Origin of the sequence: Brevundimonas sp. (assembly GCF_036676055.1) — a bacterium.
In the GTDB taxonomy this organism is placed as follows: domain Bacteria; phylum Pseudomonadota; class Alphaproteobacteria; order Caulobacterales; family Caulobacteraceae; genus Brevundimonas.
Map to the genome: position 1 here is coordinate 68,629 of NZ_JAKFDS010000008.1, position 26,552 is coordinate 95,180.

At 67.1% G+C, this 26,552-nt stretch carries 31 protein-coding genes; 20 read left to right on the forward strand and 11 right to left on the reverse strand.

The annotated features are described in order from the left end of the window. Positions 1–3 precede the first annotated feature (3 nt). Positions 4–1,026 carry a S1/P1 Nuclease gene (locus tag V6M45_RS01455; RefSeq protein WP_332653507.1) on the reverse strand — a complete coding sequence of 341 codons (1,023 nt, stop codon included), beginning with the start codon at positions 1,024–1,026 and terminating at the stop codon, positions 4–6. A gap of 392 nt (positions 1,027–1,418) precedes the next feature. Here V6M45_RS01455 and V6M45_RS01460 point away from each other — a divergent pair, with 392 nt between their 5' ends. Continuing rightward, positions 1,419–2,030 carry a 3D domain-containing protein gene (locus V6M45_RS01460; RefSeq protein ID WP_332653508.1) on the forward strand — a complete coding sequence of 204 codons (612 nt, stop codon included), beginning with the start codon at positions 1,419–1,421 and terminating at the stop codon, positions 2,028–2,030. 84 nt (positions 2,031–2,114) lie between these two features. Here V6M45_RS01460 and V6M45_RS01465 read toward each other — a convergent pair whose 3' ends face one another. Next, the gene (locus V6M45_RS01465; protein ID WP_332653510.1) at positions 2,115–2,438 is read right to left on the reverse strand and encodes an Mpo1-like protein; all 324 of its coding nucleotides are present in this window, start codon (positions 2,436–2,438) and stop codon (positions 2,115–2,117) included. Between the two features lie 107 nt (positions 2,439–2,545). Here V6M45_RS01465 and V6M45_RS01470 point away from each other — a divergent pair, with 107 nt between their 5' ends. The 13 genes from V6M45_RS01470 (at position 2,546) to V6M45_RS01530 (ending at position 10,648) form a co-directional block, all read left to right on the forward strand. After that, complete coding sequence (locus V6M45_RS01470) at positions 2,546–2,755, forward strand: flagellar hook protein FlgE (protein WP_332653512.1); 210 nt, start codon at positions 2,546–2,548, stop codon at positions 2,753–2,755. Positions 2,756–2,890: 135 nt separating this feature from the next. After that, positions 2,891–3,241, forward strand: coding sequence for a DUF1428 domain-containing protein (locus tag V6M45_RS01475; protein WP_332653514.1), 351 nt, complete (start codon positions 2,891–2,893; stop codon positions 3,239–3,241). Between the two features lie 587 nt (positions 3,242–3,828). After that, a complete protein-coding gene (locus V6M45_RS01480; RefSeq protein ID WP_332653516.1) occupies positions 3,829–4,275 on the forward strand; it encodes a hypothetical protein in 447 nt (148 codons plus the stop codon). 83 nt (positions 4,276–4,358) lie between these two features. After that, complete coding sequence (locus V6M45_RS01485) at positions 4,359–4,961, forward strand: hypothetical protein (protein WP_332653517.1); 603 nt, start codon at positions 4,359–4,361, stop codon at positions 4,959–4,961. Positions 4,962–5,075: 114 nt separating this feature from the next. After that, complete coding sequence (locus V6M45_RS01490; protein WP_332653519.1) at positions 5,076–6,167, forward strand: OmpA family protein; 1,092 nt, start codon at positions 5,076–5,078, stop codon at positions 6,165–6,167. 616 nt (positions 6,168–6,783) lie between these two features. Continuing rightward, positions 6,784–6,924: a hypothetical protein gene (locus V6M45_RS01495; protein ID WP_332653521.1), complete on the forward strand. Its 141-nt coding sequence runs from the start codon at positions 6,784–6,786 to the stop codon at positions 6,922–6,924. Positions 6,925–6,927: 3 nt separating this feature from the next. Next, complete coding sequence (locus V6M45_RS01500; protein ID WP_332653522.1) at positions 6,928–7,722, forward strand: glucodextranase DOMON-like domain-containing protein; 795 nt, start codon at positions 6,928–6,930, stop codon at positions 7,720–7,722. Between the two features lie 54 nt (positions 7,723–7,776). Then, positions 7,777–8,196 (forward strand): hypothetical protein, encoded by a 420-nt coding sequence (locus V6M45_RS01505; RefSeq protein ID WP_332653524.1) that lies wholly within the window; start codon positions 7,777–7,779, stop codon positions 8,194–8,196. Between the two features lie 210 nt (positions 8,197–8,406). Further along, the gene (locus V6M45_RS01510) at positions 8,407–8,763 is read left to right on the forward strand and encodes a hypothetical protein (protein WP_332653525.1); all 357 of its coding nucleotides are present in this window, start codon (positions 8,407–8,409) and stop codon (positions 8,761–8,763) included. A gap of 26 nt (positions 8,764–8,789) precedes the next feature. Continuing rightward, entirely contained in the window at positions 8,790–9,254 is a 465-nt protein-coding gene (locus V6M45_RS01515; protein ID WP_332653527.1) for a hypothetical protein, read from the forward strand. A 43-nt stretch (positions 9,255–9,297) separates the two neighbouring features. Further along, complete coding sequence (locus tag V6M45_RS01520; protein WP_332653528.1) at positions 9,298–9,651, forward strand: hypothetical protein; 354 nt, start codon at positions 9,298–9,300, stop codon at positions 9,649–9,651. Next, on the forward strand, positions 9,645–10,085 hold the full coding sequence (locus V6M45_RS01525) for a hypothetical protein (protein ID WP_332653529.1): 441 nt from the start codon (positions 9,645–9,647) through the stop codon (positions 10,083–10,085). Before V6M45_RS01520 ends, V6M45_RS01525 begins: the two co-directional genes overlap by 7 nt. Before the next feature lie 98 nt (positions 10,086–10,183). Beyond that, positions 10,184–10,648, forward strand: a complete 465-nt coding sequence (locus V6M45_RS01530; RefSeq protein WP_332653530.1) for a hypothetical protein — start codon at positions 10,184–10,186, stop codon at positions 10,646–10,648. A gap of 123 nt (positions 10,649–10,771) precedes the next feature. On the opposite strand, the gene V6M45_RS01535 is transcribed toward V6M45_RS01530, so the two are convergent. From V6M45_RS01535 to V6M45_RS01545, 3 genes are all read right to left on the reverse strand, one after another. Next, the gene (locus tag V6M45_RS01535; RefSeq protein WP_332653531.1) at positions 10,772–11,554 is read right to left on the reverse strand and encodes an OmpA family protein; all 783 of its coding nucleotides are present in this window, start codon (positions 11,552–11,554) and stop codon (positions 10,772–10,774) included. A gap of 247 nt (positions 11,555–11,801) precedes the next feature. Then, positions 11,802–12,290 carry a hypothetical protein gene (locus V6M45_RS01540; RefSeq protein ID WP_332653532.1) on the reverse strand — a complete coding sequence of 163 codons (489 nt, stop codon included), beginning with the start codon at positions 12,288–12,290 and terminating at the stop codon, positions 11,802–11,804. A 37-nt stretch (positions 12,291–12,327) separates the two neighbouring features. Next, positions 12,328–12,744, reverse strand: coding sequence for a hypothetical protein (locus tag V6M45_RS01545; protein WP_332653533.1), 417 nt, complete (start codon positions 12,742–12,744; stop codon positions 12,328–12,330). A gap of 207 nt (positions 12,745–12,951) precedes the next feature. Here V6M45_RS01545 and V6M45_RS01550 point away from each other — a divergent pair, with 207 nt between their 5' ends. From V6M45_RS01550 to V6M45_RS01565, 4 genes are all read left to right on the forward strand, one after another. After that, complete coding sequence (locus V6M45_RS01550) at positions 12,952–13,683, forward strand: hypothetical protein (RefSeq protein WP_332653534.1); 732 nt, start codon at positions 12,952–12,954, stop codon at positions 13,681–13,683. Between the two features lie 25 nt (positions 13,684–13,708). Further along, positions 13,709–14,173 carry a hypothetical protein gene (locus V6M45_RS01555; RefSeq protein WP_332653535.1) on the forward strand — a complete coding sequence of 155 codons (465 nt, stop codon included), beginning with the start codon at positions 13,709–13,711 and terminating at the stop codon, positions 14,171–14,173. A 547-nt stretch (positions 14,174–14,720) separates the two neighbouring features. Beyond that, positions 14,721–15,980, forward strand: coding sequence for a TrkH family potassium uptake protein (locus V6M45_RS01560; protein ID WP_332653536.1), 1,260 nt, complete (start codon positions 14,721–14,723; stop codon positions 15,978–15,980). A gap of 28 nt (positions 15,981–16,008) precedes the next feature. Further along, positions 16,009–16,644, forward strand: coding sequence for a potassium channel family protein (locus V6M45_RS01565; protein ID WP_332653537.1), 636 nt, complete (start codon positions 16,009–16,011; stop codon positions 16,642–16,644). Between the two features lie 123 nt (positions 16,645–16,767). Here the strand turns inward: V6M45_RS01565 and V6M45_RS01570 are convergent, their stop codons facing one another. The 3 genes from V6M45_RS01570 to dnaG form a co-directional block, all read right to left on the reverse strand. Next, positions 16,768–17,469, reverse strand: coding sequence for a hypothetical protein (locus V6M45_RS01570; protein WP_332653539.1), 702 nt, complete (start codon positions 17,467–17,469; stop codon positions 16,768–16,770). A 200-nt stretch (positions 17,470–17,669) separates the two neighbouring features. Then, positions 17,670–19,631, reverse strand: coding sequence for an RNA polymerase sigma factor RpoD (rpoD, locus tag V6M45_RS01575; protein ID WP_332653540.1), 1,962 nt, complete (start codon positions 19,629–19,631; stop codon positions 17,670–17,672). A 68-nt stretch (positions 19,632–19,699) separates the two neighbouring features. Next, entirely contained in the window at positions 19,700–21,580 is a 1,881-nt protein-coding gene (dnaG, locus tag V6M45_RS01580; RefSeq protein ID WP_332653541.1) for a DNA primase, read from the reverse strand. Positions 21,581–21,722: 142 nt separating this feature from the next. On the opposite strand from dnaG, the gene V6M45_RS01585 reads away from it, so the two are divergent. Continuing rightward, on the forward strand, positions 21,723–22,067 hold the full coding sequence (locus V6M45_RS01585; RefSeq protein WP_332653543.1) for a hypothetical protein: 345 nt from the start codon (positions 21,723–21,725) through the stop codon (positions 22,065–22,067). A gap of 60 nt (positions 22,068–22,127) precedes the next feature. On the opposite strand, the gene carA is transcribed toward V6M45_RS01585, so the two are convergent. The 3 genes from carA to V6M45_RS01600 all read right to left on the reverse strand — a co-directional run bounded on the left by carA (position 22,128) and on the right by V6M45_RS01600 (position 25,613). Further along, positions 22,128–23,288 (reverse strand): glutamine-hydrolyzing carbamoyl-phosphate synthase small subunit, encoded by a 1,161-nt coding sequence (gene carA, locus V6M45_RS01590; RefSeq protein WP_332653544.1) that lies wholly within the window; start codon positions 23,286–23,288, stop codon positions 22,128–22,130. Positions 23,289–23,334: 46 nt separating this feature from the next. Continuing rightward, the gene (locus V6M45_RS01595; protein ID WP_332653545.1) at positions 23,335–24,672 is read right to left on the reverse strand and encodes an amino acid permease; all 1,338 of its coding nucleotides are present in this window, start codon (positions 24,670–24,672) and stop codon (positions 23,335–23,337) included. A 116-nt stretch (positions 24,673–24,788) separates the two neighbouring features. Beyond that, complete coding sequence (locus V6M45_RS01600; RefSeq protein ID WP_332653546.1) at positions 24,789–25,613, reverse strand: hypothetical protein; 825 nt, start codon at positions 25,611–25,613, stop codon at positions 24,789–24,791. A gap of 194 nt (positions 25,614–25,807) precedes the next feature. Here V6M45_RS01600 and V6M45_RS01605 point away from each other — a divergent pair, with 194 nt between their 5' ends. Beyond that, positions 25,808–26,506, forward strand: coding sequence for an HAD family hydrolase (locus V6M45_RS01605; RefSeq protein ID WP_332653547.1), 699 nt, complete (start codon positions 25,808–25,810; stop codon positions 26,504–26,506). Positions 26,507–26,552: the final 46 nt, after the last annotated feature.

Consider the following 26,552-nt stretch of genomic DNA (forward strand, 5'->3'; position numbering starts at 1 on the left):
GGATCAGTCCTCGCCATACATGGCCAGCCACGGATCGGCCGTCCCGGCCTCGACCTCGGCCACCTTGACCTTGGGCCAGCCGATCTCGTCGTCGGCCGAGTCCCGCCACGCCAGAATGTACAGGTCGCGCAGCTCCGAGGCGCCCGCCGCCAGCCGGTTGAGCGCGAAGGTCGCCCCCCGGGCGTCGCCCTCGCCGAAGCCGCCGGCCTTCTCCAGCCGGTAGAAGGGCAGCACCTCGGCCAGGGTCGTCTTCAGATAGGCCGGCACCCGCGCGCGCAGGTCGAACCCGTCCAGCTGCGGCGCCGTCATCGCCGCCTCGATCGCATCCAGTCGCGCCACCCGCGCGGTGAACGCCCCCTCGAAGGCGCCGTGCGTCTGGCGCGAGGTGGTGAAGCCCTCCGGGTTCGGAACGTCGCGGCTCCAGCCGTTGTAGTGGATCGTCGTATGGTGCGGCTGCGAGCCGTCGCCGACGTAGTGGCCCAGATAGCCCATGTCGCGCAGGATCAGCGCCTCGCGCCGCAGCCGGTCCTCGCGATACCAGGCCCGCTTGCCGGGGTCCGTCTCGCGCGCCTCGGCGGCGTTCAGCACCCGCCACGTCGCAAAGTCGCGCACCAGCTGCTGATAGCCGTCCATGATGGCGTAGGGCAGGTAGCCGGCGTCATCGACGTCCAGCCCCGCCGCCGTCAGCGCCGCATCGTATTCCGACTTCAGCCGCGGAAGGGCGTCGATCGCCATCCCGCGCTGGTCAATCACCCGGCCGCTGTCGTCCATGTCGATGAAGTGCGCCGTGTCGCGTTCGCGGTCGTGCGGCTGGCCCCCGCCCTTGGTGCGATCCGGCTCGCGCGACAGCTCCCCGACCTCGGCCGCCGCCCCGGGCGTGCGCAGGAAGGCCGGCAGCTCGGCCGGGAGGCCGCGCACCGCCGCCACGCCGATCAGCCGGTGGCCGGTGTTGCCCCAGGCCGAGGCCTGCAGGGCCGCGCCGCCGACGGCGACGACCGCGACCGCGGCGATCAGGAAACGCTTCATGTCAGGGCTCCGGCGAATGACGCCGATGCTCTAGCCGATCACGAACGCCGCCTCCAGCCGCGCGGAATCCTGTGGATGATGCCGGCGACCCGGACAATCACCCCCGACCCCGCTGAGCAACCACTTGACGCTCAAACAGTCGGCGCACCGAATATCTTTATCGCCAGTAAGCATCGCCAGACAGCAAAGTGTTTCTGATCTGCGAATACAGCTTACCGATCGCCTCCCGTTGGCCAAACGCGAATCGGCTAGACCATCGACTGCGCCACTTATCCCCCGCATGACCGGACAGGAGGTCGCACGATGCACATCGTGACTGGATTTCGCCGCAATTATTGACGACAAGCCGCTCGCCGGACGCGTCAGGGGCCGGTGCTTACGTGAGTCGCATCATGCTTGGCGCAGCCGCTGCGTTCGCCCTCGTCTGGGCCATGGCCTTCCCCGTCCAGGCGACGGCGCAGGCCGAACCCGTTTCCTACGAAGCCGCGGTCGCGACCGGTCTGGGCGAGGAATCAACGGGAGCCACGGACGAAGGTTCCGGCAGCGGCGTCGGGGGTCTGACCCCCGAGCAACAGGCCCTGATGGCGGAAGACGCCGACTGGACCGCCCGCATCAATCTCTACCATGCCGGCGGCGGCGGGGCGACGGGCAACGACAGCCTCGGTTGCCGCCCGATCCCGATGCGCACCATCGCCACCGATCCGCGCTACATCCCCCGGCGCACCCGCCTGTTCATCCCCGAGACGGTCGGCATGCGGATGCCCGACGGCGCCCTGCACGACGGCTACTGGTACGCCTCGGACACCGGCGGCGCGATCAAGGGGCAGAAGATCGACCTCTACACCGGCCACGGCCGCGGCTCGATGCAGCCGGCCATGCGCTTCAACCAGCGCCGCCTGACCCTGATCGACGCCGGCCGCTTCGAGGGCTGCCCCCCGTCGTGGGACGCCCAGCCCAGCCAGACGCTGATGGCCAGCGCCCCCGCCAACGTCGGCTCAAGGTAGGCCGCGGACGCTCGCCGCCTGGGCGCGCGCGAAGCGCCAGGCCGCGTCGGGTCAACAAGGCGGAGCCTTGTGACCGCGGCCCACTCAGAAAGGTCGCCGTCCGGTCACCGTTTCGAAGAACATCCGCCAGTCGCCCATCAGGCTCCACAGCGGGTATCGGAACGTCGCCGGCCGGTTCTTCTCGAAGAAGAAATGTCCGACCCAGGCGAAGCCGTAGCCGATCAGCGGCATGGCCAGCAGCCACCAGGCGTTGCGCGTCACGACCGCCGCGGCGAGCGCGACCAGCACCAGCGCCGACCCCACCACATGGATCCGCCGGCACGTCCGGTTCGAGTGCTCGTGGATATAGTGCGGGTAAAACGCCGCAAAGCTCTGGAAGCGTCCGCCCGCCGGCTCGTCCGTGCCCATGTCCCGACGATGCCCCCGCCCCCGCCGCACGGCAAGTAACCAGTTTCGTTGGCGCCCTCTTCAGCCTCGCGCGCCATCCTCCCCGCATCCGTCCCGGGAGAGCGCCCATGCAGGCCCACGCCATCGCCGCCGCCGGCATCGCCTCGGCCTCGGCCCGCTTCGAGGCCAGCGCCCGCCGCACCGCCGCCGACCCCCTCGCCGACCTCGCCGGCGAAACCGTCGAGCGCCTGGGCGCCGAACTGGCCCTCAAGGCCAATGTCTCGGTGCTGAAGACGGCGAACGAGATGACCGGGACCCTGCTGGACATGCTGGCCTAGAGGCGAGCGCGCAACCACCGCCCCTTGCCTGCGACGCCCGTTCGCGGTTCCCTGCTCCGCAATCCCCGGGCTCAAGCAGCGAGGGACCGCGTCCCGAGCGATAGCCCCCCTTCAAGAAAGCGGAGCGTCAGCAAAATGACCTTCCTCGACATCACCGTCATCCCGGTCGTCACCGCCGACAAGGCGGCGTATCTGGAGCATTCGCGCAGGATCTCGCCCCTGTTCCGCGAGCACGGCGCCCTGTCCGTCACCGAATGCTGGGGCGAGGACGTCCCCGACGGCAAGCTGACCGACTTCAAGCGCGCCGTGGCCCTGAAGGACGGCGAGACCGTCGCCGTCGGCTGGATCACCTGGCCCGACAAGGCCACCCGCGACGCCGGCTGGGAAAAGCTGATGCAGGACGATCGCATGATGGGCGGCGACCCGCTCCCGTTCGACGGCAAGCGCATGATCTACGCGGGGTTCGAGGTCGTGGCCGAAAACTAGGCTCCGCCCGTTCCGGCCCCGACTTCAGACCTTCACCCCGTAGCGCTCCAGCACATCGCGGAAGCCGCCGGCCGAATACCCCATCTTGCCGAGGTCGCTCCTCGCCCGCCGATGCCCCGCTACCCTCCCCCAACGGCCTGTCGGAGGAATACTGGACGCGGCATCTGTGAGTGGGGCGTCCGCTTCTGACTCAAAGCGGCGCTTCAGTCCGTCCGCTTCTTGGACAGTGGCTTATGAGCAAAGCAGTGCCGGGGGCGGTGAAAACTCATAGCGGCGGTTCGAAACGTTCGCTCCATGCACCAAACGCCCGCGAAGGCTAATACGGCCGAACCTGACTCGGAGCGGATACTGAGAAGGTTCGCTCCCGTCATTTCCTCGAGGCGCCGGCGCGACCCAGCGCTGACTTGCCTCTTTTGCGGTTCAAGCTTGGCCGTATTGGTGGACGTTTTCGGTCGACGCTCGAGGTCACGGAAAGGGCAGAGCAACGACTTGCCAAAATGAAGACTGGACCCTCACTCTCTCACCAACGGACGAAGTGGACCAGACGACGGCTTGGGGGACATGAGATGGGTGCGTTGAAGGGGGGTATGACCGTGCGCAGGCCGCTCGCGTGGTCGGGCGCATTTCTGTTGGCTTCGGCGCTTGTCGCGGGGGTCGCACACGCCTGCAGTTGCCCTGATCCCGGAAGCGCGGCCGAGCAGCTCTCCAAGGCGGACATCATGATCGTCGCGCGGGTATCGTCGACGCGCCGCCTGCCTCCGGTCGGGGGCTACGCCATGGCCGAGACCCGTTTCGTCGTCTCGGAAACCGTCAAGGGACCGATCCGGCGACACTGGAATATTCGCCACCAACGCGGCGACAGCGCATTGTGCGGCGTCAATTTCCGTCCCGGGCAGACCTATGCCTTCCTGGCGAGGGTCGAGGACGGGAAAGTCTGGACGGGGTCCTGTGATCAGGCGTTCTACCCGCTCGCAGCCTATCGGACCGCGGCGGCCGTGGCCGCTCCAGGCGCCGCCCGGGGAGCTGGCGCGTGACAGGGCGGCCTGCGGCATACCGAATTCTCACGGCCAGCCTTGCCCTGACCGGCGGCTGGGCTCCCCCGCCAGTGGCCGCGGTGATGACGCCACAGACCGCGGCGGAGCCGTCTTGCCCTGGATACGTCAACGTCGATCGCCGCCGCCTGGCGCGGCTTGTCGAAGCCGCCGGATCAAGCCCGTCCGGCTATCTCGACCGGGTTTCTGTTCCAGAAGAGGTCACCGTCCGTCCTGAAGCGGACGCCCGCGTGGTCATCCAGGCTGCCCTGCCGGAGAGTGCAATGGGTCCGACGACCACCCGCGCGGTCGTCTGGCAGGATGCTGCCGGGGCTTGGTGGTACTGGCGGCGGACGTTCGACTACAGCTGGGTCCGGCAGTCGGCGCCGAACGCCGACGGCACGATAACCTGGGAGCCCGAACGGTATCCGCCATCGACGGGGTCCTTGCCGGCGCCGGCTGTCGAACAGGTCGAATTCCTGTTGTCGCATCCCTGCAGGACCAGCGATCCGGCGGCCTGGCCACGTGAGCTGCCCCTGCGGTCCGGCCGGACCCGCGAATGTCCCTTGGACGCCGCAAGTTATGTGATGCGGATTCAGTGGCGCGAAGGCGCCGTGGAGAACATTTCGGCGCCTTGTGAAAATGAGACCATGACCTTTCAACTGATCAAGACAGTGCTCGGTCGCTGACGTTTCAAGCGTTGCAGTCGGTGGACGACGCACGCCGATGAGGGAGTTCATTCGATGACAGATCGTGGCGGGCGTCCGGCGGTACCGGCCGGAAAATGGAGAGGCGTTGCGCTCGTGGGCTCGGCCCTGGCTTTGGTCATGCCCGGAATGGCAGCTGCGCAGACGCCCATCGCCGTGGGCCAAAACCTGCAGGGTGCGTTGGCGTCGAGCGATCCCCGGCTGGACGATGGCGCCCATTACCGCTGCTACCGTCTTCAGACCCAACCGGGCATGCGGTATCGGGTCGAGATGAGGTCCGACGCCTTCGACACCTATCTCGGCCTCGGCAAACAGTGCGCCGAAGTGAGCGAGACTGACGACGACGGCGCCGGCGGCACCAACTCGAGAATCGACTTCACAGGAGACGGCCAGACATGGCTGATCCGGGCAAACAGCCTCTCGGGAGGGGAGACGGGATCCTTCGTTCTCAGTGTTTCCGATCTCGGCCCGGTCCCGGTCGTGCGCACGACCGCGATTGAGTTTGGACAATCTCTGCAGGGGGTGCTGACAAGCACCGACGCGGTGGCGGAGGATGAGAGCTATTTCGACTGCTATGTTTTCACAGGTCGACCCAAGGAACCGGTCGTGGTGGAGATGCGCTCCGGCGAGTTCGACGCCTATACTGCGGTCTACCGGGGCGGTGTCTGCGACGGTGAACAGCTTGCGGTCGACGACGACAGCGGCGGCGGAACCGATTCGAGACTGGAGACGACGCTGCCGGCGTCGGGCGCATATTCGATCCGGGCCAACAGCCTCGGCTCGGGGGAGGTGGGCGCCTATCGCATCACCCTGACCGGGGGAGCCGCCGTCATCCCGGAGCGGACCTTCCCTCCGGTGATCACCTACTTTCAGGCGATGTCAGACGTGCTGACCGTTGGAGCCCGTATGACCCTGGACGAGATCGCCCGCCAGATCGGTTCTGACGGCGATGTCGACGTCATCGTGGCCGGGCACGCCGACCCGGCGGAGGGCTCGATCGACTTCGCAATCGCTTTGTCGCAGCGGCGGGCCAACGTCGTGCGCAACTATCTGATTGAGCGGGGTGTGTCCGCCAGCGTGATCACCACGGAGGCCTTCGGCGCATCGCGTCCGGTCGCTGACGGGTCGGGATCCCTGCCGGAAAACCGTCGAGTTGAGGTGTCCGCCGGGCCAGGCAGCGGTTGGTGAGGCCTGCCGGTTCGTCCGTACCAGACCTGGTGACCGACGGCGTCCAATTGTCACGGAGGATCAGTCCCGCGTTCACCATCGGAGGAACGCCTGCCACGACCCGCAATCCAATCCTGTGGAAGCCGCACTGACGGGTTCTGATGACAATGCTCAGGCTTATTGACGGTCCCGAAAGTCCGGGCTGATATCAGCGTATGCGCAGAACCTCCCGCCCGACCGCGTTCGCGGCCTCCCTGGCAACGGCATTCTGGCTCCTCGCGGCGCCAACCGTCGCCGCTCCGGGAAGAGCAGGGCCGCCGCAGGACGCGGCGATGAACTGCAACCTTGTCGCGGGCGACCTTTACTGGTTCTGCCAAAGCTTGGAGTCGCGCAATTGCAACCTTGCTGAACGAGAGCGCTATTGGCTGTGCAAGGGGCTGGTCGAGAACAACTGCTCTCTGGTTGAGTCCGCCGACTACTGGTGGTGCCAGGCCAGGGTTCAGCGAAACTGCAATCTTGCTGAACGGGCGGACTATTGGAGCTGCAAAGGGGTCGTTGAGCATTGCAACCTTGCACCCCGGGAGGAGTACGCCTTCTGCAACGCCGTCGGGGCGTTTTTCCGGACCGCGAGGATCCCATGACCAGCCCGTCGCCGGGCCACCGGGTCCCGGGCCGCACCGCCCTGGTCATCAATCCGCCGGAAGGCAGTTGGCGCCGCGACGATGGCGGCGGCCTGAACGGCTTCAATGCGGGGTTCATGGGGAGCAAGAGTCAGTAAGTGATGAGAGATTCAGGTTTCGTCGCCAGCCTCGGGGCGCTCCTCGCCGCTGCCGTAATATGCAGCCCCTCATTGGCCCAGACGGTCGCCATCGACGACCCGAGGGGAGATGACAAGGGTCCTGGGACCTATGTCTACCCGACCGATCCGATCTATCGGCCCGGTTCGTTTGACATCACCCGGCTGGAGATGACGCTGGCGGGTGACTACGTAGATTTCGCCGTGACCGTCGCCGCCGATCTGGAAAATCCCTGGCGCATGTCGCCGGGCTTCTCTCTCCAGTTTCCTATCGTATTCATCGCTGCGGGCGAACTGGGGCTGCAGGAGAGCCCGCCCGGCCTGAATGTCGCTTTCGACTTTCTCGGGTGGGACAGGGCCATTCTGATGTCGCCACAGGACCCGGCGCGCGTTCGGCGCGAGATCGGAGAGAAGGCGCCGACCCTCTCCGGCGAGCTTGTCGTTCCGACGCGAATAGGGGCGCAAGGCAGGACCATCACCGCGCGGGTCCCTCGCTCGGCCCTTCCGGATACGGATCCCGCCGAATGGGGGCTTCAGGTCGTCATGCAACGCAACGACGGCTTTGCATCGAGCGACCATCTGCTCATGACGGCGGTCAATGAGTATGAGGGCAGTCATCGCTTCGGCGGCGGCCACGACGGCGTCTGCGACCCGAACGTGATCGACATGCTGGCCGCGTCTGCCGAGATTCAGTACGAAATCCTGGGCGGCTACCAGTGCGGCAGCGGGGGCGAGGCTGAGACGCTGGCGGTCCTGTCCATGGTCTTTCCGGGCGACTGACCCCCTCGCCAACGCAATCGGAACAGTGCGATGAAAAGTCTGAAGTCTGCCCTCATGACCGCGCTGATTTTCGCCGCGACGGGCCCCCTCGCCGGAGCGCTGGCCTATGCGATCTGGGGCTTCAGTCTTGGTGACGAGCCTCCGACCGTCGTCGAGGCGATACTTGGCGCGATCTGGATGATTCCGTTCGGCTATGTGATCGGTCTGGTCCCGGCCGCCTTGACCGGATTGGTTGTCGGAATTCTCCCGCGCCGATACAGCGCCGCCGTGTACGTCGGCTTCAGCGCGGTTGTCGGCGCGTTGGTGATGGCGGCCTTCTCCACCCTTACCGCCTCGCCCGTCGGAGTCACCGAGGGTGTGCTGAACCTTGCGGTGCTCGGAGCGGGCGCCGGAGCCTTGTCGGGGATCGTCAGCCGCTCGCTCATTCGGTCAGGACGAGCCCGCCCCGACGAGAGCCGGAGTTCCACCGCCTGAGCGGCGGCGCGCCGAGGTCGGCAAGGCCGCGGGTAGGAGGCCACGGACCGGATGGCGCCGGCATGGCTCTGGCGCTCCCAAGACACCTCAGCCGTTATCGCCACCGGCGAATATGCGTCGTGAGGCACGTCAGATGGCGTCAGGTTTGTCTCATTGACCAGAGCCCCATTTCGAGAAATCGTCGTTGGACAAGGCCGCATCGGAGGGACTGTGGTGATTTCTATTCTCGCGCTGATTGGGGCTGCGGCCGCGCTTCCCGTCCCGGCTCCCACGGCAGGCCAGGATGTGAGCTACGGTTACTGCAAGGCCTCCGAGCCAGACTATGGCCGTTACCACGTGTTCACGACGGTCTTCGAAGTGCCCGTCGGCACCTACCATGTGGGGGTGCAGAACAGCTTCCGCGCATTCGCAGAGGCGTATGATGGCCGAGCGTTCGGCTCCGTCAGTTGCAGCATCAGCTACGACAACTGGCAGGAAGCCGAAGACGACAAGAACGAGTGGATGGCGCGCCACCGTCGCGACGGGCACGACGTGCGCCTCGCCCGCTGGGCCTATCGCGGCGACTGATCCAGGAAAACCAGAGGAAAGCTGACTTGAAACTCGTGATAGCAGCGCTTGGGGTGGCCTTGGCCGCGGGAGCGGCCCAGGCCCAGTCCGTCTTCCAATGCGAATGGGATAACGGCGACAGCGCCACCTACAGGGTGGCTCCAGGCTCGTGGCAGGTATTTCGGGACGCCGCCTGGGCGTGGGCGGACATGCCCTGTGACGAGGACAGCAACCGGTTCGGACGTCCGCCAGTCTGCGAGGTCCAGATTGCCGACGGCGCCTATTCCTGGACGTTGCGCGTCGAGCACATCGAGCCCGGCGTGTGGGTGAAGAGCGGGTTTGACCAGATCGCAATCGATCGTCGCACCGGTGTCGCCAACTACAAAGAATACGGGGGAACCAGCTATTTCGACCCCGAGATTCCCGACAGCCTTCGCGACAGCGTCATGGTCGGCCGCTGTCAGCCTGCGGCGGACCCGGCTCTCCAGGCCCGCCCGGCGCCGCTGCTCTGAAATCTGCCTCCCAGCATTGAACGCCCTCAGGAAAGACCCCCAAATGCTGATCGCCTACGCCATCGCCTCGGCCCTTCTCACTGCATCCAGCGCCCCCGCAACGGCGGATGAGATGAGCTACTATTGCTCCGCCGAGTCCGGCGCCTCCGTGGCCTACGTCTCGAAGGTCTTCACCGGACCCTGGGGGCAAACCCAGCAGATGCAGGACCGCTGGAAAGAGTGGCTGGAGAACACAAACCGGCCCTTCGACTTCTCCTCCCTCAACTGCCGCGGCTTCCAGGACGCGGATGCCACCTCCCGCGACCGTGCGGCGGCGGAAGCGTCGTATGCCTTGACGGTCCGGTACCAGGGGATGGGCTACGCCGTTTACACCCAGCAGGGAGCGAGCGAATGGTGATGTCGCGTCACGTTGATGTCCCGTCCCTGCTCAGCAGAGGGAAAGCGATAGCCGTGCTGAGCCTGGCAGTCATGGGCGCCGCAGCGACATTGGGAGCCACGCAAGCATCCGAGAGGGTCTACGCCTACACCTTCGTTGACGAACGACCCGCCGGCCACGTGCACCACAACACCGTCGGCCCGGAACGATCGACCACGTCCGATCACCGCACGCGTCTTGAACGGCTGAAAGCAGAGAGCGTGGAACGGTTTGGCGTCTACGGCGACATCAAGGTTCACGGGCCGTCCGCGTTGCGCTGCATGTTCGTTTACCGCAATGGCGCGGGCTTGGTCGCGGCGGGCACCCGTCCCGACAACGCTCAGATGGACGCTGAAATCCGTTCGAGGCAGACCACCGAAAGAAACTGGAAGCTGGAGGCCAGCGGATGTCCCTGAAAAGTTGCGGAGCAGGCCTCCTCGCTTCCTCTTCACGGCGCGCATCACTGCTCCCGGCGTTCGCCGCATTCATTGTCATGTCTGCGGCTGGCGGAGCCTTGGCGCAGGACGTCGTCCTGAAGTGCCAGTGGGCCCCGGCGCAGGGCGAGCAGATGTCGACCCCCGGCGGCGAGACCTACTATCGCGTCAGCCCCACCTCCTGGCAGCGATTTGACGCAGGACGTTGGGTTCCGATGCCATGCACCACCGGCGTCACGCCCTTCGACGCGGCGGAGGTGATGGGCCCGAACGACCCTCGCACGCTCGAGTGCGCCGCCTCCTCATCCGACGTGGAGTATCGCTGGCAGCTCAGCGGCGAGCACCGTCGGGTGATCGACGGGACCTACTACTCTGGCAGCTTCGCGACCGAGGTCTACATCATCGACAGGACCTCAGGACAGATACGCTCCACCTTTGTCCAGGAGCAGGAGTTTCGCTCCGGAACGAAAGTCAGGCAGTCGCTGTCGATGGAGGGCGTCTGCGAGCGCGCGCCCGAGCCGGCCGCTGCACAGCCGCTGTTCTGAGCCTCGGCTTCGCAGAGACGTCTCCGGAACGTCTCTTATGGGTCGATAGCGGACCGGGATCGTCCTGGGCCTTTCAGCAGGAGTTTCTTTTTTCAGGAGCCTGAGGTGCGGCAAGGGCCGGAGTCAGGTGGGAGATCGGCTGACCCGCAGGCTGAAGGGGCCGACCTCACGTCCGGCCCCGCTCGTTTCTGGCCGGCCGATGAAGAGCTGATATTCACCCATGGGCAGGCTGGGCAGGGATGTCGACGTTCCCTGCCGGCCGATCACGCAAGTCGTCAATTCCCCTGGCCCCCTCAGGACCATGGTCGTTTCGATCGGCGAGGCGAGATGAAAGCCGGTGGATCCGGCCTGCTCCAGCCGGAAGACGAGGTCCGGTTCAGCGGCGTCGATGTGAAGGAATCTGTTGCCCACGATCTCGGGGCAGATCGAACTGAGCGGAAGCATGTCCGCCCCGCCGGCGAGGACCTCGAACTGGCCCGAGAAATCCGGGGACAGCACGCCCGCCAGGTGGAGGCGCGACGACAGGAACACATCCACCCGATTGTCGAGATGATCGCTTCGCGCGCGAGGAGTGGAACGGGCCGCCTTGTCTTCGCCCGCCGACTGGACAGTGATCCTGTCCTCCGAGACGCCCGCCTCCGACAAGGCCCGGAACACGCTTCGACTGCGGTCGCCGCTCAGGGCGAGGCTTCGGTTGTTGTCGTTCTGCACGGAGACATGGCCCGTCACCAGAACGGCTCGGGTCGACTGGGAAGCGAGTCGAGTCGCGATCCGTCTTACCTCCGTGTCTTGCTCGGCGCTGAGGGCGTCTTGACCGCCCGGAAAGTAGAGACTCCCCACATACTCCTGCGCGCGTGCGGGATTGGCCCCGACGACCAGCAAAGCCACGGCGCAGGCGAGGGACAAGACACTCGCAACCGCCGGGCCGCCGAGCGGTCCCCGCAGTTCACACATGCCCTCCCAATCCCGGTCGGCCCCCGCCTTTGACCGCTGTGCCTGGGCCGGGGCCAGAGCCGCGCTGGCGGCGAACGTCAAAAAGGCCGTCGCAAAGCCCGATCTGATGTTCAAGTATCTCTCCCTCGTCCCGGTGTAACGTATCAGCGCGAGTCGGGCCCGTATCCCCGGGCACGCCACGTTGTCGAAGACGGCCCGCTCAGTAGGGGCTCGGCGGCGTAGCGACCATGCCGATGTGTTCTCCGTCGCGGTAGACGTTTCCTTCCTCGTCGAAGGTCAGTTCGTTTTCGAGCACGACAAGAACATGGTCGCGGGGCGTGATCCTGCGCGCCAGCCGATGGCCGAACGTGTGCACGCCGCCGCAGTGGAAACGAGCGTGATCGAGATCTGGCGGGCAGGAATGATACTCGATGCCGCGCACCTGGAAGCCCACGACGTCGGTGTCCCAAATCCCGCTGTCAGCATTGAAGCGGCCCTCGAAGACCGTCCACCGGTCCGCGCCCTCGGGGTAGCGCCAGCTACCCGGTCGCAAGGGAACCGAGCCTTGCCGGGTGACCACCACGAAGGGCGCGCCCGAGGCCATTCGCTCGGAGAGCGGGGCCTCGGCCGCCGCCTGGGCGGCGACCGGTCCCGTCGCGGTCCAGGCGAGGAGGAGGCCGACCGTCGTAGCGCAGAGGGATCGGGTCATGCGTCACCTTTCTTCGAATGAGTCGTGCGCCTGGACGTCACGAGAGACGGCGACATTCGCCCGCCACGGTCATGGCCCCGTCCGCGTCCGCGAAGGTCCTCAGATACTGGCCGGTCCCGGCCTCAGGCGAGGCCAGATAGTAGGTGTGGCCCGGCGCCTGGAACTCCGACAGGAGGTTCGGCGGGAAATCGATCCGGAGCACGCCGTATCCGACCCATACGGGAACATGGCCGCCCGGGCGGTGGGGATCGTCGATCCGGGCGTTGGCGACATCGATGACGATCTGGAACCGGCCGGGGCCGGGCGAGGCGGTCTCGAAGGCCCAGCGGCCGTCGCGGTGGACGGTTCGGGTCGCTGCCTGTTCTTCACATTCGAGCGTGACCGTCGCCGGCCAGCCGTTGAGCTCTTGTGGCGTGGTCGCCAGCACCATCGTCGCGATGAGTTCCAGCAGCATGGCTCGTCTCTGGAGTTGCAACCTGCGGTCCACAGTGAAGGTCGCAAACGTGGCGTCAAGGGTCCGCGCCCGGACGAAGGAAATCGTCAGGATCGATCCGCCGCCCTGGCCGCCGCAACCGCCTGACCGGACCTGACGAAGGCCGGGCCGACGTTGACGAGTCGCCGGACGCCGGTCGATGATGTCGAAGAAGTCGGGAGGTTGAGCATGATCGATACGCTGGCCGCGCTGACGTTCGCGAGCGTATGGTCCGGCATGTCGCTGGAGTGCCCCGCGGCGACGCCCGAGCAGATCGCCCGGTTGGAGGCGGCCTCCAATCAGCCGGCCGCCGTCGCGCTGCATCAACGCACCGCGGCTATGTTCGACGAGATGGTGATACCGGACGGGCACTGGCGGTCGCCGCCAGCGGACGTCTCGGCGCTGTTTCGCATCGTCGCCCCGCCTGGCGGCGGCCATTCGAACACGATCTGGACCGTGGTCTGGCGCGAGGCGGACGGATCTTGGTGGTTCTGGAAGCAGGACCGTCATTCGGGCTCTGCGTCGCCGCCGGAACGACCGCCGGAGGGCACGCCCGAGTACGAGGCCCACGTGGCCCGCTGGTATGGAGGGCCACTGGCGGACGTCGACCGTTGGCCGCCGGAAGGGGGGCGGTTGAACGCGCGGCAGGCCCAGCTCATCGATACCGCGCTGAGCGATCCCTGCCGGGCGGCCGCCGGCCCGTTCTGGCCCGGCGAGGTCCCGCCGATCGCGAGATCGCCGGCGCCGGGCGCGCCTCCGATCCCGCCGGCGCCGCCACTCCCGCCGGTTCCGGATGCTTCACCGGTGTATGTTCAGCTGATCGAAGCCGGGGGCGCACCCCGCTACCTGGGGGCCTATCTCCCAGGTGACGTGAACCGGATCCCGATGATTTCAGCCGTGGCCTGGCCGCAGCCGGAATGAACGGGTCAAGCACCGGAGGACCTGCATGATCCCTGCCCTGATCGCCCTGAGCCTTGGCATGGGCGGACCCCAGTCCGCCGCTCCTCCGCCTCCGGACGTCGAGATCGTCATCATCGGATATGGCGACGCAGAGGAGTCCGGGCGGATCATATCGGCCCTGGCGGCGGATGGCCGGCTTGGTGCGCGCCCGGCCACGGTCTCCGTCGAGGATCTTGAGCGTTGCATGGGGGACGACCCGGAGCCGACCGAGAAGCGCCGGTCGTGCGTTCGCGCAGCCGTGCCGGCGGGGCCGCGCGACGCCCCGATCGTGGTGGTCGCGCTGGCCGATACTATGGAGCGGGGGTCCTGGCAGCGGATGGAATGCATCGGACCGGGAAGCACCGGCTTTCGCCGCACCATATACGTGCGTGACTTCGACCATCCGAGACCGGACGTCTCGCAATCCGTCCTGTCGAACCTGGCGGGGTGCATCCGGGAGGCGCTTGAATAATCCCGGCGGTCTTTGGGTCGGCCCGCCGCGCGGTACGGGCCGGGCGGCACGCTTTCAACCTTCATCATGACCGGTCAGAGAACCGGGATGCAGATTTCCCTCGGGATCACTGGGCGCGGGCGATGAGATCCCTGCCTGAGTGAGGCCAGGGCCAATTCGGAAACCTTCGAAGCTCGCCCAATGTCGTGTTGTCGGAGGGGTCCGGATGTCGCCTTTTGGCGCTGTCCTGACCTGGAGCAGGTCGACGCCCCTTCGTCCGCTATGGGTGGAAAGCGGACCTTCACCAGGGCCGGGAAACGGATCTTCCGCAGACGGTAAGGAACCGGACCCGTTCGACGCAGCACAGGGCCGGGAGCCGACCGTTCCGAAAGGGGTTGGAGGCCTCTGGCAGGAACAAACAGGCGCGCCTTCGGCGGCTATCCCGATCTCCGGGATCGCGTATAACGGCGGCCCCGTTGGCGAAGGTGGCGCTTTGCGAAAATCCATATTCGATCATCCCGCCCGTATCGTGCCTATTGCGTTTCTCGCCACGGTTCTGATTGGGACAGTGCTCCTGTCGCTGCCATGGGCTACGACGACCGGCAGCCCCGCGCCGCTGCTCACCGCGTTGTTCACGGCAACCTCTGCGGCCTGTGTGACGGGACTGATCACCGTCGATACCGCCACCTTCTGGTCCCCATTCGGTCAGGTGGTGATCCTCGGCCTTTTCCAGGTGGGAGGGTTCGGGATCATGGCCGGGGCAACCCTTCTGGGATTACTGATCTCCCGGCGCATGAGATTGGCCCGCCGCCTTGTCGTTCAGGCCGAAACCAAGAGCCTCGAGCTCGTCGACGTGAAAGGCGTGCTTCTCACCATCCTCGGGGTCACGATCCTGTGCGAGGCGATCGTGGCGGCGATCCTGACCGCGCAGCTTCACTTCGGCTACGAAGAACCGTGGGGGAGCGCGGCCTGGACCGGGATATTTCACTCGGTTTCAGCCTTCAACAACGCCGGATTCTCCACCTTCAGCGACAGCTTGATGGGGTTCGCGCTCGACCCGCTGATCCTGCTGCCGCTTTGTGCGGCGATCATTGTCAGCGGGTTGGGTTTTCCAGTGATCAATGAGTTGCTCATGGAATGGCGGACGCCCCGGAAGTGGTCGATTCACGCAAAGCTGACGCTGCTCGGCACGGCGGGCCTGCTGTTGCTCGGCTTCGCGGGTGTCGTCGTCGCTGAGTGGAACAACGTTGGCACGATGGGAGAAATGCCGGCCGGGGGTAGGGCCCTCAACGCCTTCACCCACTCGGTGATGAGTCGCACGGCGGGCTTCAACTCGGTCGATGTCGGCCAGATGCGCCCTGAGACGTTGTTCCTGACAAATGGCCTGATGCTCATCGGCGGGGGCAGCGCCGGTACGGCGGGCGGGATCAAGGTCACGACGTTCTTGCTGCTTGGGTTTGTCGTCTGGGCGGAAATTCGGGGGCGTTCGGATGTGACGGCCTTTCGGCGCCGCATTTGCCCGGATGTGCAGCGGCAGGCGCTTGCCGTCGTCCTGCTGGCGGTGGGCCTGGTCGGCGTTTCGACCCTGGCCATTCTGTCGCTGACAACGCAGCCGCTGGACAAGGTGCTGTTCGAAGTCATCTCGGCCTTCGCTACAGTTGGGATGAGCACGGGCATCACGGCAGCGCTGCCGCCGACCGCCCAGATTATCCTCATTGGACTTATGTTCGTGGGGAGGGTGGGAACGATCACCGTCGCCGCAGCGCTGGCCCTCCGCGCCCGCCATGTCCCCTATCGTTATCCGCAGGAGCGCCCCATCGTTGGCTAGATCAAGAAATCAGACCTCGAACAACGTCGTGGTGGTGGGCCTCGGCCGCTTCGGCGGCGCCGTCGCCCAGAGCCTGACGCTCCTGGGCCACGAGGTGCTGGCCATCGAGGAAAGCCTTTCCCTCGTTCAATCGTGGTCAGACCGCCTCACCCACGTCGTGCAAGCGGACGGCAGCAATATCGACGCCCTGCGGCGGCTCGGCGTGGCGGAGTTCCAACATGCCGTGGTCGGCATCGGCAGCGACATCGAAGCCAGCGTGTTGACGGTCCTTGCCCTGAGCGAGCTTGGCGTGCCTGACATCTGGGCCAAGGCGGTCAGCACGAACCATGGCAAAATACTGGAGAAGACGGGAGCCCACCATGTGGTTTACCCGGAGGCCGCCATGGGCGAGCGGGTCGCGCATCTGGTGACTGGCAAGATGATTGATTTCATCGAGTTCGACGACGACTTCGCCATTGTGAAGACCCGCCCGCCCCGGGAGGCCGTCGGAAAAACGCTTGGGGAGTCGGGCTTGCGTACAAAGCACGGGATCACGGTCGTGGGCGTGAAGCGCCCCCGTGAGGATTTCACCTACGCCAAGCCGAACACCCTTGTTGTTGAAGGCGACCTTCTGATCATCTCGGGCCCGACGCAAAAGGTGGAGCGCTTTGCGGCCCTGCCCTAGCCGGTGACGGCCCAACCCCCGAATGTCCCCTGGGGATCGGGAGCGGACGTTAAGCGGGCAAAGCCTCCAAGGTCCGCTTAACGGCGGCGAGTGAATGTCCGGTTCTGGCGCAAAGCTCCCCCCTCACACCTCCTCCTCCCAATCCTCCCCCCGCTCCCGCCGCCATTCACACCCCCGCTGGTGCTGCCGCTGCATCGTCCCGTCCGCGCTCCCCGGCGGCCGCGGCGGCCACAACTCCCCCGCCTCGTTCCAGTAGCGATCCGCCCACCCGCCGCTGACCCCGCGCGCGAAATCAAGCGCCGCCTGTTCGGGCCCCAGCACCCGGGCGCGCCAGCGCAGGGCCGAGGCGGCCCAGCGGTCGGCGATGTCGTAGCCGGTGTCGCTCAGCAGGGCCTCGGCCAGGGCCCGGGCGCGAGGGGCCCAGTAGGCCTCCAGCCGCCGGGTCTCGGCCTCGCGCCAGGCCTTCATCACCTCGGGCGAGGGGACGGGCCGGGGCATGGGCGGGGCGGCGCGGACGGCCCGAGCCAGCCGCTCGGCGTCGGCGATCAGGGTCGCCGCCTCCCCGGTGCGGCCCTCGTGGAGGGTTCGGCCGATGCGGGCCAGCAGGGCCCTCAGCGCCTCGGCCGGATGTTCGCTGCGCTTCACCGCCTCCGCGTGCTGGGTCCGGGTCCAGCCCTTGCGGGCGGCGCGCTTGCGGATGCCGTTCTCGGTCAAATCCAGCCGCGCGGCGATCGAGCGGGCGCTCTCGCCGGCGAGATAGGCCTCCTGCGCCAAGGTCCAGGTCGGCTGGCCGGGAAACCGGCGAATGCGCGGCGGCTTGCTCATGCGCCGGATCATGGAACGCCGCTACGTCAAAATCGGACGCAGGGATCGAGCATGCATGATGAAGTTGGACGCCTGTCCCGCTTCCGTCCCCGTCTGTCCCGCCCCTGTCCCCGCGACAGGGACAAAACCGGCAGGGACAAACCGGGTCATTCCGGACGCGAAAAGGGCCCGGCGTCGCCACCGGGCCCTGTTGCCTCGACCTAGCTGTCCAGGAAGCTCCGCAGCTTCCGGCTCCGGCTCGGATGCTTCAGCTTCCTCAGCGCCTTGGCCTCGATCTGGCGGATGCGTTCGCGGGTGACCGAGAACTGCTGGCCGACCTCCTCCAGGGTGTGATCCGTATTCATGCCGATGCCGAAGCGCATCCGCAGCACCCGCTCCTCGCGCGGCGTCAGGCTCGCCAGCACGCGGGTCGTCGTCTCGCGCAGGTTCGACTGGATGGCCGCGTCGATCGGCAGGACGGCGTTTTTATCTTCAATGAAATCACCGAGATGCGAGTCCTCCTCGTCCCCGATCGGGGTCTCGAGGCTGATCGGCTCCTTGGCGATCTTCAGGACCTTGCGGACCTTCTCCAGCGGCATGGCCAGCTTTTCGGCAAGCTCTTCCGGGGTCGGCTCGCGGCCGATCTCGTGCAGCATCTGGCGGCTGGTGCGGACGATCTTGTTGATCGTCTCGATCATGTGCACCGGGATGCGGATGGTGCGGGCCTGGTCGGCGATCGAGCGGGTGATGGCCTGACGGATCCACCAGGTCGCATAGGTGCTGAATTTATAGCCGCGGCGGTACTCGAACTTGTCGACCGCCTTCATCAGGCCGATGTTGCCTTCCTGAATGAGATCAAGGAATTGCAGGCCGCGGTTGGTGTATTTCTTGGCGATGGAGATGACCAGGCGCAGGTTGGCCTCGACCATTTCCTTCTTGGCCTGACGGGCCTCGCGCTCGCCCTTCTGCACCGTCTGGACGATGCGGCGGTAGTCGTCGATCGGCAGGCCGGCCTCGGTGGCCACGGCGGCGACGTCGCCGCGGATCTGGGCGATCTGGGCCTGTTCGTTGTCGCTGAACTTGGTCCAGCGGACGCCCATTTCCTTGACCGCGTCGGCCCAGTTGGGGTCCAGCTCCTTGCCGAAATAGGCCTTGAGGAACTCGGGGCGCGAGATGCCGTAGCTGTCGGCGAGGCGCAGCAGCCGGCCCTCGAGGCCCATCAGCCGCTTGTTGATCGCATAGAGCTGCTCGACGAGGGCCTCGATGCGGTTGTTGTTCAGCTTCATCGTCTTCAGGCGGCCCGAGATGGTCGCCGTCAGGGTGTCATAGGCCTTCTGGTCCTTGGCGTTGAGCGTCTCGCCCTTCAGCCGCGCCTCGACCAGCTTGTCCTGCAGCTTGCGGAAGCCGCCGAAGTCCGCGGCGATGGCGTCCAGCACCTCCATCACCCCGTCGCGAAGCTCCGCCTCCAGCGCCGAGATCGACATGCCGCCGCCGTCGTCGAAGTCCTCGTCCTCCTCGTCCTCTTCCTTGTCCCCCTCGGATTCCTGGGAGACCGCGGCCTCCTTGGCCTCGGGCGAGCCCGGGACGGGCTGTTGCGGCTGATTGTGCGGCAGGGACGAGGGATTCAGCACGCCATACGTGGCGTCCAGGTCGATGACCTCGCGCAGCAGGATGCGGTTGTTGGCCAGCTCGTCGCGCCACACCATGATGGCCTCGAACGTCAGGGCGCTCTCGCACAGCCCCGAGATCATCGCGTCGCGCCCGGCCTCGATCCGCTTCGCGATCGCGATCTCGCCCTCGCGGCTGAGCAGCTCGACGCTCCCCATCTCCCTTAAATACATCCTGACCGGGTCATCCGTCCGGTCATATGCAGCTTTAGCGGGTGTCTCGGCGACGGCGGTCTCGGCGGCAGCGGCGACCTCCCCGCCTTCGCCTTCCTTCTGTTCGGCGTCTTCCTCGGCCTCGACGACGTTGACGCCCATCTCGGACAGCATCGCCAGCGTGTCCTCGATGGCGTCCGGCGTCACCTCTTCGGACGGCAGGACCTTGTTCAGGTCCTCCATCGTCACATAGCCGCGAGCCTTGGCCTGCTTGATGAATTTCTTGACGCCGGCGTCGGTGAGGTCGAGCAGCGGACCGTCGCTCTGGGCTTCGGTTTCCTGCGTCTCGGTCTGCGCACTCATTCAGTTCTATCTCCGGATGGAGGGCTGATCAGGCCGTCCACCAATACAACGTGTGGCGGGGTCGTTTGTTACGAACCCGCGCTGTCTTCCCAAATCTCGCCGGTTTTGATCGCGCGACGCAGGACATCACGCTCGGCCTTGAGCCGGCGAAACGCCTCGTCCTGCCCCGGCACGCCACGCGCCGAAGTCAGGGCATCCTCCAGCGCCGCCACGCGGGTGAGCGCGTCGAACGCCTGCGACCATCGGATCCGCGCCTCGCCGAGGGGCTTGTCTGCGGCCAGGAAGGGCGCGCCGGACTTTGCCGCCGCCTTCTCGACCTCGTGCATCAAGACGCCATGACCCGATTGCGCCAGATGGCGTCGCAGGGCCGCGGAGTCAAGGTCTTGGCCCGAGAAGCGCAGTCGCACCATCTCCTGCGCGAGCCCGTCGAGGGCCGGATCGCCGAAGCCGTGGGCGGCGATGGCTTCCAGATGGTCGTCCATCCGCTCGGGATCGTCGACCGCCCCGTGGGCCAGGGCGGCGGCCACCGGCTCGATCGAGCGGCTCAGCGACTGCATGGCCTGGGCGCCTTCCGCCGTCTGGCCCTGCATCGGCGGCGGGCCGAAGCGCCGGCCGCCGTAGCCGCCGCGAGCCTGCGCCTGACCCGGGGGTGCAGACTGCGGAGCCCGCCGGGCCGGGAACAGAGCCTCGAACCGATCGAACAGCTCGCGCCGGTACTGCTCCGCCAGATCCTTGTCCTGCACGGCCGAGGCCGCCTGCCGCAACCGCCCCTTCAGGCCCGCCCGACGTTCCGGCGTATCCAGCGGTTCGGCCTCGGCTTCCTTGTGGAACAGCACCTCGGCGAACGGCCGCGTGGCCGACAAGGCCTGACGCAGCGCCGGCGCGCCCTTGTCGCGCAGGATGTCGTCGGGGTCCTGCCCCGCCTCCAGCAGGGCGAAGCGGAACGACCGTCCCGACTTGAGCTGCGGCAGGGCCCGGTCGATGGCGCGGTAGGCCGCCCGCCGCCCCGCCGCGTCGCCGTCGAAGCACAGCACAGGCTCCGACGACACCCGCCACAGCCGCTCCATCTGCTCCTCGGTGAGGGCGGTGCCCATCGGCGCCACGGCCGGGATGCCGGCCCTCTGGCAGGCGATCACATCCATATAGCCCTCGACCACCACGATGGCCTGCCCGTCGCGGCTCTCGGCGCCGAGGATGCGGCGCGCCTCCGGCAGGCCATACAGGGTCGCGCCCTTGTGGAAGAGCGGGCTCTCCGGCCCGTTCAGATATTTCGCCCGGTCGTCGGGGTTCATGGCCCGGCCGCCGAATGAAACGATCCGCCCGCGCGCGTCGAGGATGGGGAACATCAGCCGGTCGCGGAACCGGTCATAGGGCGTCCCCCCGCCCTCCGGGGCGATCAGCATACCCGCCTCGACCAGATCGCCCGGCTTGGCGCCGCGCTGTACCAGGGCGTTCTTCAGCCCCTCGCGATCATTGGGCGCATAGCCGAGGCCGAACCGCTCCCATTGATCCTCGGGCAGGCCGCGCTTCTCCAGATACTCGCGAGCCGCCTTGCCGGGCGAGCGGCGCAGATTGGCCGCGAACCACTTCTGCGCCAGGTCCATCCAGTCGGTCAGGCCCTGCTTCTTGGCCTCACGCTCCGCGGACTGGGGGTCCTCGGCCGGCAGGGCCATGCCCGCCTCCCCCGCCAGCCGCTGCACCGCCTCGACGAACGACAGCCGCTCGGTCTCCTGCAGGAAGCTGATGACGTCGCCGTGCTTGCCGGACGAGAAGTCGTGGAAGAAGCCCTTGTCGTCATTGACGAAGAAGGACGGCGACTTCTCCTTGGTGAAGGGCGACAGGCCGACATACTCGCGGCCTTGCCGCTTGAGCTTCACCGTCCGCCCGATGATGTCGGACGGGCGAAGGCGGGCCTTCAGTTCTTCAAGGAAGCGATCATCGAAGCGCACGTCCGCCTTATAGCGCGCGACTCGCGTCAGCGGGGGCATTTACCTCTGATTAACCACAATGGCCGGATTGCGCCCATAAGAGCCTGATTGTGCGCATAATTTTCTCGGATAACGCAACGATCCACAGGCCTGTGGATTAACCATGCAGCCGCCGCGGAAGCGGGCGGATCCCCGCCGGCGTCGCCAGAACCGCGGCGCTCCCGAGAAAGACCAGTTCCTGATGTTCATCGCCATCGCCCGCCCGGCGGTGGAGCCCCGAGGCCCCGACGCCGTCGCCGTCCCCGGCTCCCCCGCCATCGCCGAACTGCCGCCCCGCGCCCTCCACGCCCGCCTGCTCGAGAATGCGGCGCTTCGCCGAAGGCGCGGGCTCGAGCGCAGGCGCAGCAACCGGACCGAAGACGCCGACTACTGGCTTAACGCCGCACCGGTGGCGGTCCGCAAGGCCAGCGCCCTGCGCGAGGAAAAAAGCTTCGCGCCCTTGCCGTAGCGGCCGGCGGTTCGGGCCAGAGCCCTGCCATCCCGTACCCTTTCCCGGGGTGGGATGGGGTCAGTCCTTCATCGAATCCGCGAAGCGCTGGAACAGGTACAGGCTGTCAGTCGGTCCCGGCGACGCCTCCGGGTGATGCTGCACGCTGAACACCGGCCGGTCCTTCAGGGCGATGCCGCAGTTGGTGCCGTCGAACAGGCTGACGTGGGTCTCGACCACCGCGTCCGGCAGGCTGTCGCGATCGACGGTGAAGCCGTGGTTCATCGACACAATCTCCACCTTGCCGGTGGTCAGATCCTTGACCGGATGGTTGGCGCCGTGGTGGCCCTGATCCATCTTGATGGTCCGGGCTCCCAGAGCCAGCGCCAGCATCTGGTGACCCAGGCAGATGCCGAACAGCGGCTTGCCGCTGTCGACCAGCTTCTTGATCTCCGGCACCGCATAGACCCCGGTCGCCGCCGGATCGCCCGGCCCGTTCGACAGCACCACCCCGTCAGGATTGCGCGCCAGAATGGCCTCGGCGGTAGTGTCCGCCGGCACCACCGTGATCTTCGCGCCCGTCGAGGCCAGGGCCCGCAGGATGTTGCGCTTGACGCCATAGTCGACGACCACCACCGACCGGTTCGACGCATCGACGCGCGGATGGCCCTCCGGCCACTCCCATAGGCCCTCGTCCCAGTCGAACGACTGCAGCGTCGAGGCGTCCTTGGCCAGATCGAGGCCGACCAGCCCGGTCCAGGCCTTGGCCTGCGCCACGAGCGCCTCCAGATCGAACCGCCCTTCCGGATCGTGGGCGATCACCGCATGCGGCGCGCCGGCGTCACGGATGCGGGCGGTAAGGGCGCGGGTGTCCACGCCCGCCAGCCCGACTACGCCGCGCCGCTTCATCCAGCCGTCGAAGTCGCTCTCGCTGCGCCAGTTGGCCGGGTCGGTCGGCAGGTCGCGGAAGATGGCGCCCCGGGCCGAGGTGTCCGACCCGCCGCCGATCTGCTCCACGTCCTCGACGTTCACGCCCGTATTGCCGACGTGAGGGAAGGTGAAGGCCAGGATCTGGCTCATGTAGGACGGATCGGTCAGGATCTCCTGATACCCGGTCATGGCGGTGTTGAAGACGACCTCGCCGAGGGCCGCGCCGGTGGCGCCACAGCCAACGCCTTGCAGGATGGTGCCGTCGGCGAGCGCCAGCACGCCGGTGACGCCGGGAAGAAGCTTCGTGGTCATGTCAGGCTCCTTGGCGCCGAATCCCGGCGAACAAACGGCGCGGTGGTTAGGCGTCGCCCGCGGTCGGGTCAACCGGCGCGGTGGAACGGCGCATCACCGTGAACCAGATGACGGTCATCAGGACGAAGAACCCGACCGACGGGATGATGTAGCCCGGCGCAGCGAAGGCCACGGCGGCGGCGGCGAAGGCCATCCCGGCGACCGCGACGATCCGGGCCCTCGACCGGCGCGCCAGCCGGAATAGCGACACCGAGCAGACGCCGTAGATGGTCAAGGTCAACACCGACGTGACCCCGACCAGCAGGCCGAACTGTCCGCCCAGGGTCGGCTGCCCCGACAGCACGGTGACGACGCTCATGATCGCCGCACCCAGCAGGGGGTTGGCCACCGGCGTGCGGTCGCCGGCGCCGAAGCCCGAAGGCAGATAGCCCTGCCGGGCCGCGGCGCGAGCGGTTTCGCCCCCCATCATCACCCATCCGCCGACGGTTCCGATGGTCTTGATGATGGCGCAGACGGCGACAAGGCCGGCGATCGACCCGCCGAATACGCGCTGCGCCAGATCGGCATAGGGGCTTGAAGACGCTGCTATCTCGGCCAGCGGAATGACGCCGAAGACCGAAACGGTCGCCGCGACATAAACCGCGGTCGCCAAGGTCACCCCGGCGACCGAAGCCCGTCCCACATCCCTGGCCGGGTTTCGCACCCGACGGGATAGAGCCGCCGCGCTCTCCACGCCCAGATAGGCCCAGAAGATGATGGCCAGCGAAGCCGGCACGGTCTCGAACAGCGGCGCCCCCGAGGGGCTCCACGACGCGGCGAACAGGACGGGATCAAAGGCGCGCGCCCCCGCCGCCACGGCGATCAGGATCGGGATCAGACCGATGACGAGCGCCACGGCCGCCAGCCAGGACGCCGTCCTCGCCCCGATGATATAGGCGCCCGTCGCGATCCAGATGATGGCCAGATTGCAGAAGGTCGCCGCCACCGGGTCCTTCAGCACCGGCCAGAAGAAACTCAGGTAGCCAGTCGCGGCCACGGCCACGGCGACATTCCCGATCAGGCAGGCCGACCAGAACGCCAGCGACACGGTGAAGCCGGCGAACCGGCCCAACCCGCTCTCCGCGAACCCGGCGAGGCCGTCCGCGTCCGGCCGCAACCGGCCAAGCGCCCCGAACACGAGCGCCAGGGTCGCCGCCCCCACCGCCGCCACCAGCCAGCCGATCAGGGACGAAGCGCCGGTCGGCGCCAGGCTGACCGGCAACAGATAGAGGCCGGACCCGATCATATTTCCGGCCACGACCAGGGCCGCGAGGCCCCAGCCCAGCTTGTGCCGGTCGGTCAGCGCCGGCTCCGGCAGGGGCATGGGACGGGCGGCGTCGGTCATGGATGAACCCCGGCCGGCGCGCGCGAAGGCGCGTCGGGACGGTCAGGAACTGGGGCCGGAGATATGGGCTGCATGCCCGATCTAAGGCCCGCCGCCCGCCGTCCCGTCAACCGCTCTCAGACGACGACGGGGTCCATGCCCGCAAAAACGGCATGGGTCGCGCCCGCCGCCTGGGCCGCGAGCCCCCGGTCCGGCCGCAAATTCAGCAGCAGGACGTGGGAACAAGCCCGGCGGGCCGCTTCAATGAGTTGCACCGCCGCCTGCCAGTCGCGGGCGCTCTCATGCTCCACCCCGGCGAAATCAATGGCCAGACACTGGGCGCGAACCTGCGTAAGCCGCAACGCCGCACCGGGATCGGGGGCGATATGCAGGATCATCCCCAGCGATCCGGTTTCGAAATGCTGGATCGCCTCATGGATCGCATCCGGCGGCGCCTGCTCCAGCCCCCCCATGACCTCAATCAGAAGAGTTCCCGGTGCCGCCTCATGCTGCATCTCCGCACACAGCAGGTCGAACCGCCCTCCGCTCGAGGCCACCGTTCGCCAGAAGGCGGGCAGGACCCCGCAATCATTGGCCCCCAGCCGCAGCAGGTCGAGGCCGTTTCTGAGGGTTTGGGTATCGATCCGGATCAGATCGGCCGGCTCGAGCGTGCGCCGGCCTAGGCCGATCAGCGCGCTCTCGCCGCCACGATGCCGGACGCGTCTGCGGATGCGCCGCGCCACCGGGGTCGATCGGACAAGATCGAAGACAGGTTGGGCCGCCAGGGTCACGACCAGCTCACGGCCGGCGCGCGTCAGCACAGTGAAGGTCAGGCTCTCATAGGCGGCGGCATAGGACCTGCGCTCGCCGATACGGGCGATCGCACTCCCAAGGCTGTCGCCTGGCCTGTCCTGCTCCAGCAAACCCGCGAAGGCCCCTGGATACCCTGGGTCGTTCCTCATGACCGCTTGCTCCAGCCGGTCGAAAAGAGCCCCCCGCGAGCATGACGCGCCCCAAGTTGAAAACACATCCCTCACAAACGTGGTCAAACCCCGTTGACCATGACGGTTCCCGATGCGGGACAGGCCTGCGACCGGCGCGTTGACGGGATCATCGGCGCAGGTCAGGAGAAGGCCGCCGCCACCCGGAACCGCCGATGACCATCACCACGGTCGGCCTCGATGCCGACGACACCCTCTGGCACAACGAAACCGTATTCCGGCTCACGCAGGCGCGCTTTCTGGACCTGCTGACAGATCACGACAATGAGGCGATCCAGGCGCGGCTGGCCGAGGTCGAGCGCCGCAATCTCCGCCTTTATGGATACGGCGTGAAGGGTTTCACCCTGTCGATGATCGAGACGGCGATGGAGATGTGCGGCGGCGATCCGCCTCCCGGGGCGCTGCGCGAAATTCTGGCTGCGGGGCGCGAGATGCTGGCGCACCCCGTCGAGACCCTTCCCGGCGTCGACGAAGCCTTGGCCCGGCTGTCGGAGCGCTACCGGCTGGTGCTGATCACCAAGGGCGATCTGCTGGACCAGGAGCGCAAGCTGGCGGCGTCCGGCCTCGGCGACCTGTTCGCGGCGGTGGAGATCGTCTCGGAGAAGGACCGGTCCACCTATGAACGGGTGTTTGCGCGGCATGGCACGGGGCCGGGTGAGGCCGTGATGGCCGGAAACTCGATGAAGTCAGACGTGTTGCCGGCGCTGGAGGCGGGAGCCTTCGCCGTCCACATCCCCTACGCCATCACCTGGGCGCACGAGCTGGCGGATGCGCCTGAAGCCCACCCGCGCTACGGCGCGCTCGACACCATCACCGCCCTGCCGGACTGGATCGATCGGCGGTCGGACGGATAAGCGCTTGCTCCGCCGCCCCCCCGTCTTTAGACGGGCCGCTTAGCCG